This window comes from uncultured Campylobacter sp. (assembly GCF_938045535.1).
Taxonomy (GTDB): domain Bacteria; phylum Campylobacterota; class Campylobacteria; order Campylobacterales; family Campylobacteraceae; genus Campylobacter_B.
In genome coordinates, this window is sequence record NZ_CALIMQ010000218.1 from 1 (window position 1) to 1,284 (window position 1,284).

Below are 1,284 nucleotides of genomic sequence, written 5' to 3' on the forward strand. Positions count from 1 at the left end.
TCAGGAGGAGATCTCGCACTGTGGGATGCGCCCAGGAGATGGCTACTAGCTGCAAAACCGAGTGGATTAAATTTTGCCAAAACGGCGGATTTCGCCCATCCATCATCGAAGATACGTTTAAAAAAGGTTTTAGTCTTATTAGCAGAATTCTAATTAAAGTTACGATTGCGCCAGCTGCGAGGACGCTAAGAAAGCGCCTAAGCGCAGTGGTTTGCTCCGTGATAATGTGAAATTCCTCATCATTATGCCCGAAAGCAAAAGTTTCAATTTCGTTGATGCCGAAGTTTAAGAGCCCTGCGCAAAGCCCCATTATAACGCCTATCGCAAGGATCGCTAGAAAGAATTTAGTACTCAAAATATGCCTTTTTGAAACACATAATTATATAAAATTTTAGCTTTAAAAAATCCTTACCGCGCGCATAAAAGCAGCTAAAACGCGAGTAAATTTTAAAATAATGGCTAGGAATTTATATCGTTCTGTAAGTAAAATTTTACAAAATTCTATGAAGCTTAGTCAGAGGCAGAATTTTATTTACGTTAATTGCGCGAGTAAAATTTACATAGATTTTATATAGCGCGTAGAAAATTTAGCAAAATTTCGCATCGCGCTGGAGGATAAAATTCTATTTGAAATTTCTTGCCACGAGGACAGGCAAAATTCTACGTAAAATTGAAATCTATCCGAGCGGGTAAAATTTTAAATTGAGTAAGCGAGAAAATTTTGCAGAGGACGCGTGGGATTTCGCGCAGAATTCTAATTTGCGAAAGAGAGCAAAATTCCACGCAGAATCCAATTCGCATAAGCGGATAAAACCTCGCGTTAAATTCTAAGCCACGAGGCTAGGCAAAAAAAATTATGCGCGGAATTTTAATTTGCGTGAGTCATAGAAATTTTACGCCCGCGAACAAATTCGCTTAGGATTTTGCTATTTTTTCCAGATATCGTCGTTTTTGCCGGCTGCGGGCGCGCTTAGCTTTTTATCCAGAGCCGAAATTTTATCCGCGAGCTTTTGCGCGCCGCCGAAAATTTTATCTTTTTTCGGAAGCCCGAAGTGAAATTTCGAGCCTACGCTGTCTCCGATGCTTGCAAGTAGCGATTTGGGCGCGTTTGCGATCGCGTCTTTAAAGATCGCCGTATCGATTCCGAGCTCGGCTAAGTTTTTTAGCGCCCGCGCAGAGCCGATAAACATCGCGATCTTGGCGTCGAAAAGATAATCATTGGCTAGCTTTTGTGCGCCCGCGGCTGATTTTTTATCCACGATGATGAAGCGCGCGCCTGCGCCG

Annotated in this window: 1 protein-coding gene and 1 pseudogene; both read right to left on the reverse strand. The window is 42.2% G+C overall.

The features are described 5' to 3' along the window. On the reverse strand, window positions 1-355 hold a 355-nt coding region (locus tag Q0095_RS06690), incomplete at its 3' end, for a hypothetical protein (protein ID WP_297882531.1). A gap of 571 nt (window positions 356-926) precedes the next feature. Beyond that, window positions 927-1,284 (reverse strand): annotated as a pseudogene (locus tag Q0095_RS06695) (hypothetical protein); the annotation flags it as partial.